Annotated in this window: 1 protein-coding gene; it reads right to left on the reverse strand. The window is 37.3% G+C overall.

Going from position 1 to position 626, the window contains the following annotated elements; all coding sequences use genetic code 11:
- Nucleotides 1-496, reverse strand: a 496-nt coding sequence (locus AC1DJR_RS32645) for a divergent polysaccharide deacetylase family protein (protein WP_477004533.1), incomplete at its 3' end; no start/stop codon positions are given.
- Nucleotides 497-626 lie beyond the last annotated feature (130 nt).

Genomic DNA, 626 nt, shown 5'->3' on the forward strand with positions numbered 1-626 from the left:
CTCTATTAGGGTTTGTTTTACTATCTAAATAAAATAAACCGTGCTTTTTACAGGCAGAAAGTATAAGACGTACAATCCTTTCATCAGCGGTTACTTTTGATCCCATATGATTGTTCATTCCTATTGCATGAGGTATTTCTTGAATTGCTTGTTCGAGTCGKTTGTTTATTTCTTCATCGCTTAAATCTGTTGTAATCGCTTTTGGTCCAAGCCACTCTTTTTTTCCTCTAATTGGTTCCATTGGCATATGTATAATAACTTCATGCCCTTTTTTATGGGCAGCTATTGCRTCTTGTTTAGTAGAAGGAAGAAATGGCATAACAGCAACAGTGAGTGGAATWGGAAGTGATAACATCTTATCTGTGCCTTTCATATTATTGCCGAAATCATCGATGACAATAGCAACYTTATTCGTATGAGCGTTTGCTTGAATAGGAAAGAGGAAGAATGGTATGAACAGGGTGAAGATAAGAACTGTAATAGTATATTTGCGCATATAAATATTTCCTTTCTATTTTATCCCGCTATTTGCGGGCAGTAAGACTCCCACCTCAAAATTTGGCTGGAGTAAAGAAGTTAGGTGGAAAATCCACTGCCCGTAAACGCCCGATTGGTGAAGGCTAATA

The sequence above is a fragment of the Bacillus sp. 05T31 genome (assembly GCF_056396725.1).